At 60.6% G+C, this 16,715-nt stretch carries 14 protein-coding genes; 8 read left to right on the top strand and 6 right to left on the bottom strand.

Features of this window, described 5'->3' with window-relative positions; all coding sequences use genetic code 11:
* Nucleotides 1-39: 39 nt before the first annotated feature.
* The 3 genes from J3P81_RS08500 to J3P81_RS08490 all read right to left on the bottom strand — a co-directional run bounded on the left by J3P81_RS08500 (nucleotide 40) and on the right by J3P81_RS08490 (nucleotide 1,654).
* Nucleotides 40-930, bottom strand: a complete 891-nt coding sequence (locus tag J3P81_RS08500) for a pseudouridine synthase (RefSeq protein WP_434563168.1) — start codon at nucleotides 928-930, stop codon at nucleotides 40-42.
* A gap of 73 nt (nucleotides 931-1,003) precedes the next feature.
* Complete coding sequence (locus J3P81_RS08495) at nucleotides 1,004-1,324, bottom strand: transcriptional regulator (protein ID WP_434563166.1); 321 nt, start codon at nucleotides 1,322-1,324, stop codon at nucleotides 1,004-1,006.
* A 90-nt stretch (nucleotides 1,325-1,414) separates the two neighbouring features.
* On the bottom strand, nucleotides 1,415-1,654 hold the full coding sequence (locus J3P81_RS08490) for a glutaredoxin family protein (RefSeq protein ID WP_420764775.1): 240 nt from the start codon (nucleotides 1,652-1,654) through the stop codon (nucleotides 1,415-1,417).
* A gap of 191 nt (nucleotides 1,655-1,845) precedes the next feature.
* On the opposite strand from J3P81_RS08490, the gene J3P81_RS08485 reads away from it, so the two are divergent.
* Nucleotides 1,846-3,558 (top strand): cation:proton antiporter, encoded by a 1,713-nt coding sequence (locus J3P81_RS08485; RefSeq protein ID WP_434563164.1) that lies wholly within the window; start codon nucleotides 1,846-1,848, stop codon nucleotides 3,556-3,558.
* Nucleotides 3,559-3,565: 7 nt separating this feature from the next.
* On the opposite strand, the gene J3P81_RS08480 is transcribed toward J3P81_RS08485, so the two are convergent.
* A complete protein-coding gene (locus tag J3P81_RS08480) occupies nucleotides 3,566-4,774 on the bottom strand; it encodes an ammonium transporter (RefSeq protein WP_434563162.1) in 1,209 nt (402 codons plus the stop codon).
* Between the two features lie 340 nt (nucleotides 4,775-5,114).
* On the opposite strand from J3P81_RS08480, the gene J3P81_RS08475 reads away from it, so the two are divergent.
* From J3P81_RS08475 to J3P81_RS08445, 7 genes are all read left to right on the top strand, one after another.
* The gene (locus J3P81_RS08475; RefSeq protein WP_420764778.1) at nucleotides 5,115-5,429 is read left to right on the top strand and encodes a DUF883 family protein; all 315 of its coding nucleotides are present in this window, start codon (nucleotides 5,115-5,117) and stop codon (nucleotides 5,427-5,429) included.
* A gap of 2 nt (nucleotides 5,430-5,431) precedes the next feature.
* The gene (locus J3P81_RS08470; protein ID WP_434563160.1) at nucleotides 5,432-5,821 is read left to right on the top strand and encodes a phage holin family protein; all 390 of its coding nucleotides are present in this window, start codon (nucleotides 5,432-5,434) and stop codon (nucleotides 5,819-5,821) included.
* Entirely contained in the window at nucleotides 5,818-6,153 is a 336-nt protein-coding gene (locus J3P81_RS08465) for a hypothetical protein (protein WP_434563158.1), read from the top strand. Before J3P81_RS08470 ends, J3P81_RS08465 begins: the two co-directional genes overlap by 4 nt.
* Nucleotides 6,154-6,303: 150 nt before the next feature.
* Entirely contained in the window at nucleotides 6,304-7,632 is a 1,329-nt protein-coding gene (locus J3P81_RS08460) for a deoxyguanosinetriphosphate triphosphohydrolase (protein WP_434563156.1), read from the top strand.
* Nucleotides 7,633-7,977: 345 nt separating this feature from the next.
* Nucleotides 7,978-8,604: a response regulator gene (locus J3P81_RS08455; RefSeq protein ID WP_420764782.1), complete on the top strand. Its 627-nt coding sequence runs from the start codon at nucleotides 7,978-7,980 to the stop codon at nucleotides 8,602-8,604.
* Nucleotides 8,605-8,615: 11 nt separating this feature from the next.
* The gene (locus J3P81_RS08450; RefSeq protein WP_434563154.1) at nucleotides 8,616-12,236 is read left to right on the top strand and encodes a transporter substrate-binding domain-containing protein; all 3,621 of its coding nucleotides are present in this window, start codon (nucleotides 8,616-8,618) and stop codon (nucleotides 12,234-12,236) included.
* A 74-nt stretch (nucleotides 12,237-12,310) separates the two neighbouring features.
* Complete coding sequence (locus J3P81_RS08445) at nucleotides 12,311-15,259, top strand: HD domain-containing phosphohydrolase (protein WP_434563152.1); 2,949 nt, start codon at nucleotides 12,311-12,313, stop codon at nucleotides 15,257-15,259.
* Here the strand turns inward: J3P81_RS08445 and J3P81_RS08440 are convergent, their stop codons facing one another.
* Nucleotides 15,260-15,742, bottom strand: a complete 483-nt coding sequence (locus J3P81_RS08440; protein WP_434563150.1) for a GAF domain-containing protein — start codon at nucleotides 15,740-15,742, stop codon at nucleotides 15,260-15,262.
* Nucleotides 15,739-16,629: an ATP-binding protein gene (locus J3P81_RS08435; RefSeq protein WP_434563148.1), complete on the bottom strand. Its 891-nt coding sequence runs from the start codon at nucleotides 16,627-16,629 to the stop codon at nucleotides 15,739-15,741. The genes J3P81_RS08440 and J3P81_RS08435 overlap by 4 nt, the downstream gene beginning before the upstream one ends.
* Nucleotides 16,630-16,715: the final 86 nt, after the last annotated feature.

The raw sequence follows: 16,715 nt of genomic DNA, 5'->3' as shown, positions 1-16,715 counted from the left end.
TTGCGGGCTTTTTTGTTGCCTGCTCGAACCGTCGGCTCGCTACCACCCCAACGAAATCCGACTTTCAAAGTCCCGTTCCTGCCCCGTAAGCGGATCGATGAAACGCACACCTCGAGCCAGCAGCTTGAGCGGATTGGCAAAATCATCCACCGCGTCTCGCACCACGTCCGGATAGAACGGATCGTTACAGATAGGCGCGCCCAAGGCGTTCATATGGACCCGTAGCTGGTGTTTTTTCCCGGTGACCGGATACAGGCCGTAGCGCCATAGGTCACCGTTTTTTTCAAGCACTTCCATGGCCGTTTCGGTGTTGGGCTCGCCCGCCCCCTCCTGCATGCGAAAAAAGGGTTCGCCATCGACCATCCGGCTTTTGTGTACGCGGGGAAACGTCAATCCGGGCAATGCGGGAGCGATGGCTTGGTAGAATTTTTCAATCCGTCGCGTTGGAAACAAGGCTTGATAACACGAGCGGGTGTCCGGATTGGCTGAAAACAACACCAGCCCGGCGGTGTGCCGATCGATGCGGTGCAAAGGCACCAGATGGGGATTGTCCAGGCGATGAATCAGCCGTCGCAACAAGGTCTGCTCAACGTACTCGCCCGCTGGGGTGACCGGCAGGAAATGTGGTTTGTCCGCCACGACCAGATGTTCATCGACATACAGAATCGACTCCATCACCGGGATCGGCTTTTCGTCCGGTACTTCCCGAAAGTAATGGACGCGCAAGCCTTCCCGGTATGGCAGGTCGGCGCGGATTGCCTTGCCCTCGGCGTCCAGCACCCGGCCTCGAGCGATGCGATCGAGCCACTGCTCGCGGCTGATCGCCCTGAAGCGATCGCACAGGCAATCCAATACCGTCTGCCAGGGGCCGGGCGGCAGGTAAAGCGTGCTGGCCTGATGCTGAGCTGCGGAAAACGATGGACCGGACATTAAAAAATTCTTCAGCCTGTTGCGGACTAGGCATTATCCGACAGTCACACGAGCCAGCCCAGCAATGATTGCCTCATGCAAGGATTGGCGCCGGCCTCGTCGCGGCCTCGGTGAATTCCTTAAGCCAGCGCAGCACCTCGACCGCCTCCCAGCGCCCCGGATCGTACAGCGCATACAACAGCCCCTGATAACCCACCACATCCAGCTGCTTGTGGTAGCCGGCGCGCTGGAACAGCGCCTCGATCTCGGCAAAACATGTGTTGAAGTGAAGTTTATTGAAGGGCGTCTTGCCTTCGGTCACCAGCCCGTCCAGACGCAATTCCAGGACCGCCTCGCGCACAACGTCCACGGACATCCAGTTCACGCTGTTTTTCAGTTGTTCGACATTGACCAAGGGACCCACTCCAGATAACTGTATGGACATACAGTAACCGAAGAACGTCTTTTCGCCAATCGCGACGTAGGGACCCAGCCGATGGAAGGTTCAACGTAAAAATGCGGCAACCCGGTCTGGATCGTCGAAGGGCCAGTCCAGTTCGGCGCCTGTATCAACCCTGCGCAGCACTGGAATGCGCAGCCCGTAGGCTTCGGATAAGGCCTCGCTTTCGGCGATATCCACCAACTCCACCAACAATCCATATTCGACGAAAGGCATCAGCACGCTCTCGGCGACTTCACACAGATGGCAACCCAGGGTGCCGAACAGCTGGCATTCAGGAAGCATGGCAGGTAGACCCAAAAAAGACAGTTCGCCATTCTAGGCCCACCTCACGCAACCGTCGAGCCGGCTAAAATGCCGCAGATTATGTCGGTAAAACGCTGATGCAAATCACTGTGCTGAAATGACTTTCCAGTGATGCTCAAGTTTTTTGCTGTTCTACGCTGGATCCAGCAAGCCCTGAAACGGAGTGTCTCTTGTACGCCAACCTGCTGATCATCCTTGCCTCGTCCCTGGTGGTCATCGCCCTGTTTAGGCGACTGCGCCTGCCGCCGGTACTCGGTTACCTGTGCGTGGGCCTGGCCGTCGGGCCCACTGCGCTGGACTGGGTCAACGACAGCGAAGAGCTGCCGGACCTGGCTGAGCTTGGGGTGGTTTTCCTGTTGTTTTCCTTGGGGCTGGAATTCTCGTTATCGAAAATGCTCGAGCTGCGTCGGGTAGTGTTTGGACTTGGCAGCCTCCAGGTCCTGGCTTCTGGGTTGCTATTGGGCGTGCTGCTGGCAAGCAGTGGTGTGCCGATGACGGCGGCCGTGTTGCTTGGAGCCGGGCTGGCCTTGTCGTCTACCGCCATTGTCAGCAAGGAACTGACCAGCCTGGGGGAAATCTTCACCAGCCACGGCCAGAACGCCATAGGCGTGTTGCTGTTCCAGGACGTCGTCGCCGTGTTGCTCCTGACCCTGGTGCCGGTATTTGCCGGCAGCAGCGAACACCCGTGGTATTGGGCGTTGCCGTTGACTCTGGGCAAGACCCTGGTGCTGTTTGGCGGCCTGTTGCTGGCCAGCCGACTATTGCTGCCACGGCTGTTCCATGAGGTGGCAGCCTCCCGGTCCGCCGAACTGTTCGTGCTGCTGGCCCTGGTGATCGTGTTGTTGACGGCATGGCTTACGCACCTGCTCGGCCTCTCCCCCGCCCTGGGAGCATTCCTGGCCGGCATGCTGCTGGGAGAGAGCCACTACCGGCACCAGATCGAGGCCGATATCCGACCGTTCCGCGACATCTTGCTGGGGCTGTTCTTCGTCAGCATTGGCATGCTGATTGACCTGCAATTGTTTGTCGACGATGGCCTGTTGATCCTCGGGCTGACCCTCGCTCTGATGCTCATCAAGGGCAGCGTCGTGGCCGCCCTGGTGAAGTGGCGCGGCAGCGACGGCGAAACCGCCTGGCGCAGCGGCCTCGCCCTGGCCCAGGGCGGTGAATTCTGTTTCGCGCTGATGGCGCTGATGCAACAGAACCGACTCATGCCAGGGGATATCGGCGGCCTGCTATTGGCCGCCACCTTCTGCTCGATGCTGTTGACGCCGCTGTTGCTGCGCGCCGCACCCGGCCTGGCCGCGCGGCTGCACCGCAAACCCAACGAAGAGGCGCAACTGGACCAGATCAGCGCTCTCAATGCCGACTTGTCGAGTCACGTAATCATCTGCGGGTATGGCCGGGTAGGACAATCGATCGGGCGCTTTCTGCGCCGGGAGGGCTTGGCGTTCGTGGCCCTGGATGATGACCCGGTCATCATTCGTGAAGCGTCCGTCGGCGAACGATGCGTGCATTACGGAGACTCACGCAGAGCCGACCTGCTGGCCGCCGTAGGACTGGGTCGCGCAAGGCTGCTGGTCATTGCAGTCGACAAGACGGACATTGCGATGACCGTGCTGAGGGAGGCCCGGCGGGTCAACCCGCAAGTGCCCATCCTCGTGCGCACCCGGGACGACAGCCAACTGGCCGAGTTGCAGGCAGCCGGAGCCACCGAGGTGGTTCCAGAGCTGCTGGAATCGAGCCTGATGCTGGCCTCCCATGCGCTGATCATGCTCGGGCTGCCCGAACAGCGGGTGCGGCACCATGTGGATCAAGTCCGTCACGAGCGCTATGGCTTGCTCCATGGCTTCTATCCCGGCAATCAGGACAAGGAGCCGTAGCACAGGCTCAGTCCTGACTGACCGCTCCGATCTTGTGAATGGACAAGTCGGCCCCGTAGTACTCTTCTTCCTGAGTCAGCCGCAAGCCCAGCACCGCCTTGATCACACCGTAGACCGCGAAACCACCGACCAGGGCGATCAACACGCCGAGGGCGGTGCCGACGAACTGGCTGGCGAGGCTTACCCCGCCCAAGCCACCCAAGGCGTCCTGGCCGAAAATCCCGCAGGCGATACCGCCCCAGACGCCGCACAGCCCATGCAGGGGCCAGACGCCCAGCACATCGTCGATTTTCCACTTGCCCTGGGCCGCGGTAAAACACCAGACGAACAGACCGCCAGCAATTGCGCCGGTCACCAGGGCACCCATCGGATGCATCAGGTCGGAGCCGGCGCAGACCGCCACCAATCCGGCCAGCGGGCCGTTGTGCAGGAAACCGGGGTCGTTGCGCCCAACGACCAGCGCCGTCACGGTCCCACCGACCATCGCCATCAACGAGTTGACCGCCACCAACCCACTCACGCCGGGCAAGGTCTGGGCGCTCATCACGTTGAAGCCGAACCAGCCGACGATGAGAATCCACGACCCCAGTGCCAGGAACGGAATGCTCGAAGGCGCGAAGGCCACCAGACGACCGTCCCGGTAACGCCCGTTTCGCGGTCCGAGCAGGAGCACCGCGGCCAGTGCCAGCCAGCCGCCCATGGCGTGCACCACCACGGAGCCGGCAAAGTCATGGAAGCTGGCACCAAAGTGCGCTTGCAGCCAAGCCTGGAAACCGAAATTGCCATTCCAGACCAGACCTTCGAAAAACGGATAGACGAACGCCACGATCAGCACCGTGGCGCATAACTGCGGGACGAACCGGGCACGCTCGGCTATCCCGCCAGAGATAATCGCCGGGATCGCGGCGGCGAACGTCAACAAGAAGAAAAACTTCACCAAACTGTAGCCGTGGTCGGCACTGAGAACTGCCGCCGGTTGCAGGAAAGTCACGCCGTAGGAAATCCAATAACCAATGAAGAAATAGGCCAGCGTCGATACCGCGAAATCGCTGAGGATTTTCGACAGCGCGTTCACCTGATTCTTCTGCCGGACCGTTCCTACTTCCAGAAACGCGAACCCGGCATGCATGGCCAGGACCATGACCGCGCCGAGCAGGATGAACAGCGTGTTGGAGCTATGGACCAGACCGTCCACAGCACTTTGCAGATTTTCCATGGTATTGGCAGACCTGAAGAAGTTGAAAAAGCACCGTGATGGTTCATCCCAGCCGGTCATGCACCAAGTTGAGACCGAACGACCGACCATAGGTGGGCAGCCGAACCGCTTTGGTGCATGAAACGCGACAACATGACGCCCCGCTTGGAGGTGCTTCGCCGGTTTTGATTATTTGGGTTAAGGTTTTCGGGCTTTCGCCCAGCTTCAGCGCACCGGCACACCTCGGCGCACCAGCACATGGCAAAGGGCGGAGCAAAAGTTGTACCAGTCAGTTTCACTGAACCTTCCGGTTGGGCTCATACTCGAACGCTTCAGACGTCACTTACGGAGATCCACCCCCATGGCCAGAACCCAGGCAAAGACTGCTCAAGAAACGTTGATGGATGATTTTCAGACGCTGGTCAAAGACACCGAACGATTGCTGGATCACACCGCCACGCTGGCAGGCGACCAGGCGGACGAACTGCGTGGCCAGATCCACGAAACACTGCTGCGCGCCCGCGAAACCCTTAAGTTGACCGAAGATTCAGTGCGTGAGCGCGGCCAGGCAGCCATGATCGCTACCGAAGAATATGTACAGGCCAATCCCTGGCAATCGGTCGGCATCGCGGCGGGCGTAGGCTTTTTGATCGGATTGTTGGCGACACGGCGCTGATCATGGGCATCGACGAATCCGGATCGCCCGAAACGGGCACTAAACCAACAGCGCGTCGCCTGGGCGCGGCATTCCTTGGATTGCTGCACAGCCACGTCGAGTTGTTCGGTATTGAACTGCAGGAACAAAAGGCTCGCACCGTCAGCCTGTTGTTATTCGCGGGGCTGGCATTGGTTTTCGGCCTGCTGTTACTGGTGGGGCTGTCGGCTCTGGTATTGATCCTGGTGTGGGATACCTATCGGTTGGCGGGCATCATCGGCCTGTGTCTGTTCTACCTGCTGGCGGCGCTGTTCTGCGGGCTTCGGCTCAAGGCAGCGATTTTTGATGAGTCCTCGCCTTTCCACGCCACTCTCGAAGAACTCGCCAACGACCGGGAGCGCCTGTTGCCATGAGTCGCCCTAATGCTCCTCAAGCCCGTACGCGGCAGGAAATGCGCAAGGCACTGGTGCGCCTGCGCATGGAGATGCATCGCCAGGAAATTCGTCAGGAAACGCGACAATTGCTGCACCCGTTGCAACGGGTACGCGGATTCACCCACAGCTGGAACGAAGGGTTCGGCCTCAAGCACGCCTCGCTTTGGGGCGTCGCCGCGGTGAGCCTGCTCGGCTTTCTCGGTGGCAAGCGAACCCGCAGTGGCCGCTCCGGTGGTTTGTCGCGCCTGATCCGACTGGCGACCGCCGTGCTTCCGCTGATCAAACTGGCCAAGAGTGCGCGCAAGCCTTGAGGCGAATCGACGGGCTCTTCCATCGAAGAGCCCTGTTCGACCGTCGACGCAGCAACACTCGGGCACAACTGATCGGGGTCCTGAGCCCTTGCAGGACGGCGCTCGAACCGGGAAGCTAGGACTTCGACTCATCAAACGGAGCAACCGGCTTTGGATTGGCACACCCTGCTGACGCGCGAACGCCTGGGAAAACCGCTGCACAGCCCGGAAGAGCTGGGCCGCAGTCCATTCCACAAAGACCACGACCGCATTATCTTTTCCGGTGCCTTTCGCCGCCTCGGGCGCAAGACGCAGGTGCATCCGGTTTCCAGCAACGACCATATCCACACGCGCCTGACCCATTCGCTGGAAGTCAGTTGCGTCGGTCGCTCCCTGGGTATGCGCGTAGGGGAAACCATCCGCGGCGCCCTGCCCGACTGGTGTGAGCCCAGTGATCTGGGCATGGTGGTGCAGTCGGCCTGCCTGGCCCATGACATCGGCAATCCACCGTTCGGCCATTCGGGCGAGGACGCCATCCGCTACTGGTTCCAACAGGCGGCGGGACGGGGCTGGCTTGACGCAATGAGCGAGGCCGAGCGCAACGATTTTCTCAACTTCGAAGGCAATGCCCAGGGCTTCCGCGTCCTTACGCAGCTCGAATACCACCAGTTCGACGGCGGCACCCGCCTGACCTATGCGACCCTCGGCACGTACCTGAAGTATCCCTGGACGGCTCGCCACGCCGATTCCCTGGGCTACAAGAAGCACAAGTTTGGCTGCTACCAGAGCGAACTGCCGTTGCTGGAGCAAATCGCCCATAAACTCGGCCTCCCGCAAATCGAGGATGAGCGCTGGGCAAGGCATCCGCTGGTCTACCTGATGGAAGCCGCGGATGACATCTGCTATGCGCTCATCGACCTGGAGGACGGCGTCGAGATGGACCTGCTGGAGTATCCGCAGGTGGAATCGCTGCTCCTGGACCTGGTGGGTGATGATCTGCCAGAGACGTACCGTCAACTCGGGCCGCTGGATTCGCGACGGCGAAAGCTGGCGATCCTGCGAGGCAAGGCCATCGAGCACCTGACCAACGCGGCCGCACGAGCATTCGTCGAGCAGCAGGAGGCGTTGCTCGCTGGCACGCTGCAAGGCGATTTGGTGGAACACATGCACGGCCCTGCCAAGCGTTGCGTATTAAACGCCAAGGACATGGCCCGCAAGAAAATTTTCCAGGACAAACGAAAGACCCTGAACGAAATCGGCGCCTACACCACGCTGGAGATCCTGCTCAACGGTTTCTGCGGCGCAGCCCTCGAACAACACGGTGGCCGTACGCCGTCGTTCAAGAATCGCCGGATTCTCGACTTGCTGGGCAATAACGCGCCCGATCCTCAAGGTTCACTTCACAGCGCCTTCCTGCGGATGATCGACTTCATCGCCGGCATGACTGACAGCTATGCAAGCGACATGGCACAGGAGATGACCGGCCGCACTCGCCAATAGCAGGCGATTGCAGCCGGCGATCGGTAGGGAAACGCGACCTGGCGCTCGCTTTGCAGCCTGCGCCTGGAGCCTTCCGGTTGTCAGCTCGTCATTTTCTGCCGCTGGGAAATAACGGCACAGTTTCTTTTCCCCAACTATTAAAAGCGCGGTTTTATATTCAATAAAATGTAAAACATGCCCTCCTCGCTCCACTTGCCTACCTGCCGCCCTAAATACGTCGTGGTATCCCGCTTCTTTTTTTGTAGGAAACTTCTGAAATTGATCGTGCATGCCGGTCTCCCCGCACGAGTTAGCCTTAACTGGGCTAAGGTGCGCGCTTTATAAGAGCTCTAGGGGACTTTATTCATGAACTCCGTTTTCATTGTCGACGATCATCCGGTCATCCGCCTCGCTGTCCGAATGCTGCTGGAGCATGAAGGCTATAAAGTCGTCGGAGAAACTGACAATGGCGTCGACGCGATGCAAATGGTGCGTGAATGCATGCCGGACCTGGTCATCCTCGACATCAGCATTCCGAAACTTGACGGGCTGGAAATTCTTTCGCGCTTCAACGCCATGACCACGCCCCTCAAGACGTTGGTCCTGACGGCGCAATCGCCAACGCTGTTTGGCATTCGCTGCATGCAATCCGGGGCTTCCGGCTATGTCTGTAAACAGGAAGATCTCAGTGAACTGGTCAGCGCGATCAAAGCCGTATTATCCGGCTACAACTATTTCCCCAGCCAGGCACTTAACCCTGTTCGTCCAGATGACCCACGCAGTTTCGAGTTGGACCTGTTCAAAAGTGTCAACGACCGGGAGTTGATGGTATTGCAACTTTTTGCCCAAGGTCGGACCAACAAGGAAATAGCCAAAGGCATGTTCCTTAGCAATAAAACTGTCAGCACTTATAAAAAACGACTCATGCAAAAACTCAAGGTGAAGTCCCTCGTCGACCTTATCGAAATGGCAAAACGCAACGCACTGGTGTGAGAAACAACAGAATGCTCAAATGCATAAGCCGCTACTTTTTGTTGTTAGCCGCAGGACTCCATGCAGGGCTCCTCCTGGCGACAACGAATGTGCCTCAGGCCTACTCGCTGCTGAGTCGCGCGGCCGCGGATCATATCGAGATCAGGCTCGACGATACCCAGCGCGCCTGGCTCAAGGAACGTCGCGAACTGATCCTGGGAACCTCCGCCCCGGATTATCCGCCTTTTGACCTTTCCAGCAGTGGCCGCGACTACGAAGGCATGACCGCCGATTATGCCGGAGTCATCGCCAAGGCGACCGGCCTGCCAATGACCGTACTGCGGTTCGATTCGCGGGAAGCCGCCATCGCCGCGCTCAAGGCCGGAGAAATCGACCTGCTCGGCACTGCCAACGGGTTCGAAGCGCAGAATTCAGGCGTCGCTCTTTCGGCACACTACGCTGTCGATCAACCGGTGCTGGTCACCCGGACGAATGAAAGCCGCCCGCTGAACGAAGACCTCAAAGGGCTGCGGCTCAGCATGGTCTATCACTACCTGCCGTTGGAGGAAGTCAAACAGCTATACCCCACGGCCCGCATCAACACGTATCCCTCCTACCAGAACGCGATCAATGCCGTTGCCTTCGGCCAGGCCGATGTCTTTCTTGGCGACGCCATCTCCACCCACTACATGATCAGCAAGGGGTACTTGAACAACATCCGCATGGCCAGCTTTGCCAAACACGAGGCACACGGGTTCGGCTTCGCGCTCCGGGAGGACGACACCCGCCTGTTGGACATCGTCAATACCACGCTCAACCAGATTCCCATCGCCGAACAAGCGACAATCGCCAAGCGCTGGAGGGCAGGCAGCGACCTGTACCTCGCCGAGCATAAAATCCAGCTGACCGACCGCGAACAGGACTGGCTGGCTCGGCACCCGGTGGTCCGGGTGGCGGTGAACGAAAGATTCGCGCCCTTTACTTTTTTCGACCCAGACGGGGATTTCCACGGCATCAGCGCCGACCTGCTGGAACTGATCCGCCTGCGCAGCGGCTTGCGCCTGGATATCCAGCGTTATCAGGACGATGACGAAATGATCGCCGCGGTCCTCGGCGGCAAAGCCGACGTGATCGCCGCGTTGCTGCCTGGCAGCGAACGACAGAAATCGCTGAAATTCAGCCGTCCCTACATGGACAGCTCGTTTGTATTGCTTACGCGCAAGCAATCCGACACACCGGCGACGCTGGACCAGTTCGGCGCGCGGAGCCTGGCCGTTACCAAAGGCAACCCCATCATCGAATGGCTACGCAGCCAGTATCCAGACCTGCGAATTATCGAAACCGTCGATTCGCAGCATGCCGCCCAGTCGCTCGCCGAGGGGCAAGTCGACGGCAGCGTGAACGCGCTGGTCATGGCCAACTATTTCCTGGCGTCCCATACGCTGCAGGGCAAGCTGCAGATCAGCAGCACCGTCGGCACCCGCGACGCCATGTTCTCCCTGGCCACGGCCAGGAACGCGACGGAGCTGAGCGCCATCCTCGATAAAGCCCTGACCAGCATCGACCCCGATGAACTGGGCGTGATCGACAACCGTTGGCGCGGCTATATCCCGGCCGCGGAAAGCACATGGCGCACCTACAACCGCCTGTTTCTCCAGGTCGTAGCGGGGGCCGGCCTTTTGCTGTTGCTCTCACTGGCCTGGAACGCCTATATGCAACGGCAGATCCGCCAACGCCAGCGGGCGGAACTGGCCCTCAATGACCAGCTCGAGTTCATGCACGCCCTGCTCAACGGCACGCCCCACCCCATTTATGTAAGAGACCGGGACGGGGTCCTGCAAAGCTGCAACGACAGCTACCTGGAGACGTTCGACGCAAGACGCGAAGACGTGATCGGCAAGGACATCATGCCCGGGGCCATGAGCAACGCCTTCGAAGCGCTGGAGTACCAGGCCGATTATCGACGCGTCATGGCCCAGGGCACCGCACAGATCATCGATCGGCCCCTGCACATCGGTGACCGCAAGCTGACGATCTATCACTGGATACTGCCTTACCGTAACTCCGCGGCCCAGGTGCAAGGGATCATCGGCGGTTGGATCGATATCAGCGAACGGCGACAGCTTGTCGAGGATCTGCGAGCCGCCAAGGAACAGGCCGACGACGCCAACCGGGCCAAGAGCACGTTCCTGGCCACAATGAGCCATGAGATCCGCACCCCCATGAATGCCGTGATCGGCATGCTCGAATTGGCGCTCAAGCATGCCGACAAGGGCCAGATGGACCGCGCGGCGATTGAAGTCGCATACGAGTCGGCTTCCGGCATGCTCGACCTGATCGGCGATATCCTCGACATTGCCCGTATCGAATCCGGCCACCTGGGCCTTGCACCCGAACGGGTCGACCTCAAGGCGCTGGTGCAATCGGTCATGCGGGTTTTCGAAGGACTGGCCCGGCAGAAAAACCTGGCGTTGTCGTTGCGATTCGAGCCAACCGAGGGTAACCCGGACGTGCTGATGGACCCGTTGCGATTCAAGCAGGTGATTTCGAACCTCATCAGCAACGCCCTGAAGTTCACCGAGCAAGGTGAAGTGAATGTCAGCGTGAGGCTGTCCCGCGCAATCGGGGAAGACTCCCTTCGAATGCAACTGGACGTGCGCGACAGTGGCATCGGCATCAGCCCCGCCGACCTGCAACGCCTGTTCGAGCCGTTTGCCCAGGTCGACAATGGCAACCGGATGGCCCGCAAGGGCGCTGGGCTGGGCCTGGTGATCAGCCGCCACCTGTGCCAGGTCATGGGCGGTGAACTGCACATGAACAGCCAACCGGGCGCAGGAACCCAGGTCCGGGTTTGCCTGCCCTTGGCCATCCTGCCCGACGCAAAGGCTCGCGCCCCCGTCGCGCCTGTCGTTGAAACAGCCGCCTGCGCGCTGAACGTCCTGGTCGTGGACGATCATTCGGCCAATCGCCTGTTGATGTCTCAACAACTGGACTACCTGGGTCATCACCACCATGTCAGCCATGACGGCGAACAGGGATTCAAGGCCTGGCAGGAGGGGAATTTCGACCTGGTCATCGCCGACTGCAACATGCCGGTCATGAGCGGCTACGAGCTCGCCGGAGCAATCCGTCGACACGAGGCCGAACAACGGCGGCCGCCCTGCACCATCCTCGGGTTCACCGCCAATGCACAACCCGAGGAAAAACAACGCTGCAAGGAGGCGGGCATGGACGACTGCCTCTTCAAGCCCATCAGCCTGAGCGCCCTGCATCAGTGGATGAGCACGATCAAACCCGGCGGCCGCGCCCACGCTTTCAACGTTCAAAGCCTGCAGATGCTGACTGGCGGCGACCCTGTCTCCATCCAGCGTCTGCTGGCGGAACTGCTCAGCAGCAATCGCGCAGACCGCCAGGAGCTACTCGACGTCGCCCGAGGGGCAAACCCACAGGCGATCACCGAGACCGCACACAAGATAAAAGGCGTCGCCCGTATCGTGCAGGCGACTTCATTGATCCAGCTGTGCGAGACACTGGAGCAGGCCTGCCAACAAGGGCTCGCGCCGGAACGCATCGATGAATGCACGCATGCCCTGGGCCGGGCGATGAGCGAACTGGAGCAGGCCCTGGAAACAGAGATCGCCAAGGCAAAATAACCGGTGTTTACTATGCTGTTCGCTCAGCAGTGCGTAGCCGGGGGCGATCTCCCCCAACACTTGGAGTGATGGAAATGCCCAGCGCACCGCGTCCGCAAAAACGCCGGTTTCCCCTGCACGTCCATATCAGTGTGATGTTCACGCTGCTCTTGTTGCTGACCGGTGTGGTGCTGGGCGTCTTCAACTATCGACAAACCACCCAGATCATCCTGTCTGGCAGCGAACAGCTGTTCAATCGAATCGAACAGGACGTGCGCCTGGACCTGTACGACACCTATGAACCGATCCGCCATCTGCTGGGCCTGCTGGCCCACTACCCGGCGACGCGCGAACCGGGGATGGCCCAGCGACTGACGCTCCTCGCCCCCTTCACCCAGGCACTGCGGGACAACCCGAACCTGGCATCGCTGTACCTGGGCGATCGCGACGGCAATTTCCTGATGGTCCGGCCTTTGGGCTCCGAGGCCTCGAAGACGCCGATCAAGGCACCGGCTGCCGCGCGCTACGAGGTCTGGACCATCGAGCGCACGGCTGACGACGGCCAGGTGCTCTCCCAATCATTGTTCTACGATCAGGCCCTGGCGCTCATCGGTCGCCGCGACAACTCTGGCGAGACCTTCGATCCGCGCAGCCGCGGCTGGTTTCGCAGCGCAATGGACACCTCCGAACAAATCACCACCGAACCCTACGTGTTTTTTTCCAGCCGCAACATCGGCACGACCCTCGCCCGCCGCAGTGGCGATCAGGCCGTCATCGGCGCAGACCTCACCCTGGCCGCCCTCTCCCAGACGCTGGCCAAGCACAAAGTAACCGCCAGTACCGAGATTGTCCTGGCTGATCTGCAAGGCAACGCAGTGGGTTATCCCGACAGCGGCCGGCTGGTGACCGACAGCCAGTCGGCACGCCTGATCAAGGCGCGCGACTTGCACCCGGCCATTGCCGCCGCGCTCGACAACGACACTGATACGCCGCGCCTGGAGGCGGCGGGACGCGAGTGGATCGTTTCTCGCAGCCACATGCAGGAAGGCGGGCCGAAGGGCCTGGAACTGGCGTTGCTGGTTCCGGAAGACGAGCTGCTCGCCGGCGCCTATCGCATGCGCTGGCAAGGCGCACTGATCACCCTCGCCACCTTGCTGCTGTGCCTGCCCTTGGGCTGGCTGACCTCCAGGATTTTGGTCAAGCCATTGCGGGCCCTGGTGCAAGAGGCCGATGCCATCCGCAGTTTCAATTTCCATTACCCGGTGTCCCGTCGCTCCCCCGTGTTGGAGGTTGACCAACTGGGCGTTTCAATGGCCCGCATGAAGGAAACCCTGGCGAGCTTTTTCGAAATCACCGCCAGCCTGCGCGCCGAAACCCGCTTCGCCCCGCTACTGGAGCGAGTGTTGTTCGAGACCGTGAAAATTGGCCAGGCCCAGGCTGGCCTGATCTACCTGCGCGAAAACGATGGCGAGCACATCAAGCCCTGCGGACTGGTCATCGACGGTTCCCCTCGGGACCCGCAAACCTTCGCCCTGCGAGGTTACTCACTGGACGCTGCGGACAATCCCCAATGGCTTCGCGAGCTGGCCGTCGCGCAAACCCTTGTATCGTCCCTGGGTTTCGAACAGGCGGGCGATTTGCGCAGTGTCCTGCTTGCGCTGGACGCGCCACGGGTACACCTGATCGGCATCCGCCTGTGCAATCGTCACCAGGAAACCGTTGGCGCGCTGGTTCTGCTGATCACCGACACCGGCACCGAAGCGGACCTGGAAAAGCTCCAGCCGGATCGCATCGCCTTCCTGCAGGCCGTGTCCGGCACCGCGACGGTGAGCATCGAAAGCCAGCGCCTGCAAGCCAGGCAAAAACAATTGCTGGACTCGTTCATCCAATTGCTGGCCGGCGCGATCGATGCAAAAAGTCCCTACACCGGCGGCCATTGCCAGCGAGTACCGGCCCTGACGCTGATGCTCGCCCGGGCCGCCGCCGCCAGCCCGGCGCCGGCGTTCGAAAGCTACCGCCCGACCGAAGACGAATGGGAGGCGCTGCACATTGCGGCCTGGCTACACGACTGTGGCAAGGTGACCACGCCCGAATACGTGGTGGACAAAGCCACCAAGCTGGAAACCCTGAACGACCGTATCCACGAGATCCGTACCCGCTTCGAAGTCCTCAAGCGTGACGCCTGGGTCGACTACTGGCAGGCGCTGGCAACCGGAGGCGAACCCTCATCCCTGGCAGAGCAACGCGACGCGACACTGGCCGCCCTCGACGATGACTTCACCTTTGTCGCACGCTGCAACCTGGGCTCCGAAGCCATGGCCGATGCCGACCTGCAACGCTTGAAAACCATCGCCCGCCGCACGTGGACCCGGACCCTGGACGATCGCCTGGGGGTTTCCTGGGAAGAAAACCGCCGCCAGGTGCGCACGCCCAAGCCGACATTGCCCGTGAATGAACCCTTGTTGATGGACAAACCCGAGCATCTGTTCGAGCGGCACGAGGCCGAGTTGATTCCAGAGGACAATCCCTGGGGTTTCCAGCTCGATGTGCCGACCTGGAAATACAACCGCGGCGAGCTCTACAACCTCAGCATCACGCGTGGCACGCTGACCCGCGAAGAGCGTTACGTGATCAACCACCACATGGTCCAGACCATCCTGATGCTCAGCCAGTTGCCCTTCCCCAGCCACCTGGAAAATGTTGCGGAAATTGCCGGCGGCCACCACGAGAAAATGGACGGCACCGGCTACCCCAAGCGATTGAAGCGTGAGCAGATGAGCCTGCCGGCTCGAATGATGGCGATTGCCGATATATTCGAAGCCCTGACCGCGGCCGATCGCCCCTATAAAAAAGCCAAGAAGCTGAGCGAAGCCCTGGGCATCATGGCCACCATGTGCCGTGACGCCCATATCGATCCCGAGCTGTTCGGGCTGTTCATCGAAGAAAGAATCTACCTGCGCTACGCCGAGGCGTTTCTCGACCCGCTCCAGATCGATGAAGTCGACCCGGGCGACCTATTGCTCAGGGCTGGATTGAAAGCATGATCAGCAATCGGTCAGGCGCAGGAATATCGCCGCCAACTGTTCGATACCGGCCTGGTCATGCTCGCTGAAGCGCGCCAGTTTGGGACTGTCCAGGTCCAGCACGCCGACCAGGCGCCCGTCCTTGACCAGCGGCACCACCAACTCGCTGTTCGAGGCGCTGTCGCAGGCGATATGCCCGGGGAACGCATGCACGTCCTCGACGCGCTGGGTCTGGCGGGTCGCCGCAGCGGCGCCACACACGCCGCGACCGAAGGGAATCCTTACACAAGCGATCTGCCCCTGGAACGGCCCCAGCACCAGCTCATCGTTGCGATTGAGGTAAAAACCGGCCCAGTTGAGGTCGTCCAGCTGACTGAACAGGAACGCCGAGAACTGAGCGGCGTTGGCGATGAAATCGCGCTCATCCGCCAGCAGCGATTGCAACTGTGCCGATAACAAGCCATAGCCTTCGAGGCCTTCGCCAGTGCTTTTCAAATCGATCATGCATCTTGCTCCAGCAATTTCAGGCCCACCCAATAACGGGCAAATTGATAGGCGCAACGTCCGTTGCGATTGCCGCGTCCGGTCGCCCAGCGAACCGCTTGTATTTCCAGCGCCTCGTCACGCTGCCAGGCCAGCCCGGCCTTCGCCGCGAGCTCGCCGATCCAATGCTCCACCACGTCGAGAAAATGCTCTTGGGTGAACGGATAAAACGACAGCCAAAGCCCGAAACGGTCAGACAAGGCAATCTTGTCCTCCACGGCTTCGCTCGGATGAAGCTCGCCGTCGACCCGCTTCCAGTTTTCGTTGTCGCTTTCCTTTTCCGGCACCAGATGACGACGGTTCGAGGTGGCATACAGCAGCACGTTGTCCGGGGCCTGTTCGAGGGATCCGTCGAGCACGCTCTTGAGTACGCGGTAGTCACCTTCGCCGGACTCGAACGACAAGTCATCGCAGAACACCACGAAGCGCTGGGGCAATTTCGCCACTTGCTCGACCACCCGAGGCAGATCGGCCAGATGATCGCGTTCGATCTCGATCAAGCGCAGGCCCTGGCCAGCATGTTCGGCCAGCAACGCACGTACCAGCGAAGACTTGCCCGTGCCGCGCGAGCCCCACAGCAAGGCGTGGTTGGCAGGCATGCCATCGATGAACTGCCGGGTGTTGCGCCCCAACTGTTCGACCTGGCGATCAACGCCGATCAGGTCCGACAAGCGCATATCGAGGCTGACCTGGAGCGGCAGGAGAAAACCGCCGCGCCCGTCGCGCTGCCAACGGGCGGCCAGGGTCTGGTTCCAGTCGATGGCGGGCCGTGGCGCAGGCAAAAAGGGCTCGATACGGGTCAGCACCGCATCGGCGCGTTCAAGAAAAGCAATCAATCGGGCGTCCACGTCTTCTCCTCGGACAGGTTCACGGTAATGATGACGCTACAGCGACGAAACGACGAAGCCGATGGCGGGTCTGTTTCACACACTAC

It is taken from the genome of Pseudomonas sp. R1-6 (assembly GCF_051132115.1).
Lineage (GTDB): Bacteria > Pseudomonadota > Gammaproteobacteria > Pseudomonadales > Pseudomonadaceae > Aquipseudomonas.
The sequence above is the reverse complement of the archived record's forward strand: the minus strand, read 5'-3'. Positions and strand labels throughout refer to the sequence as shown.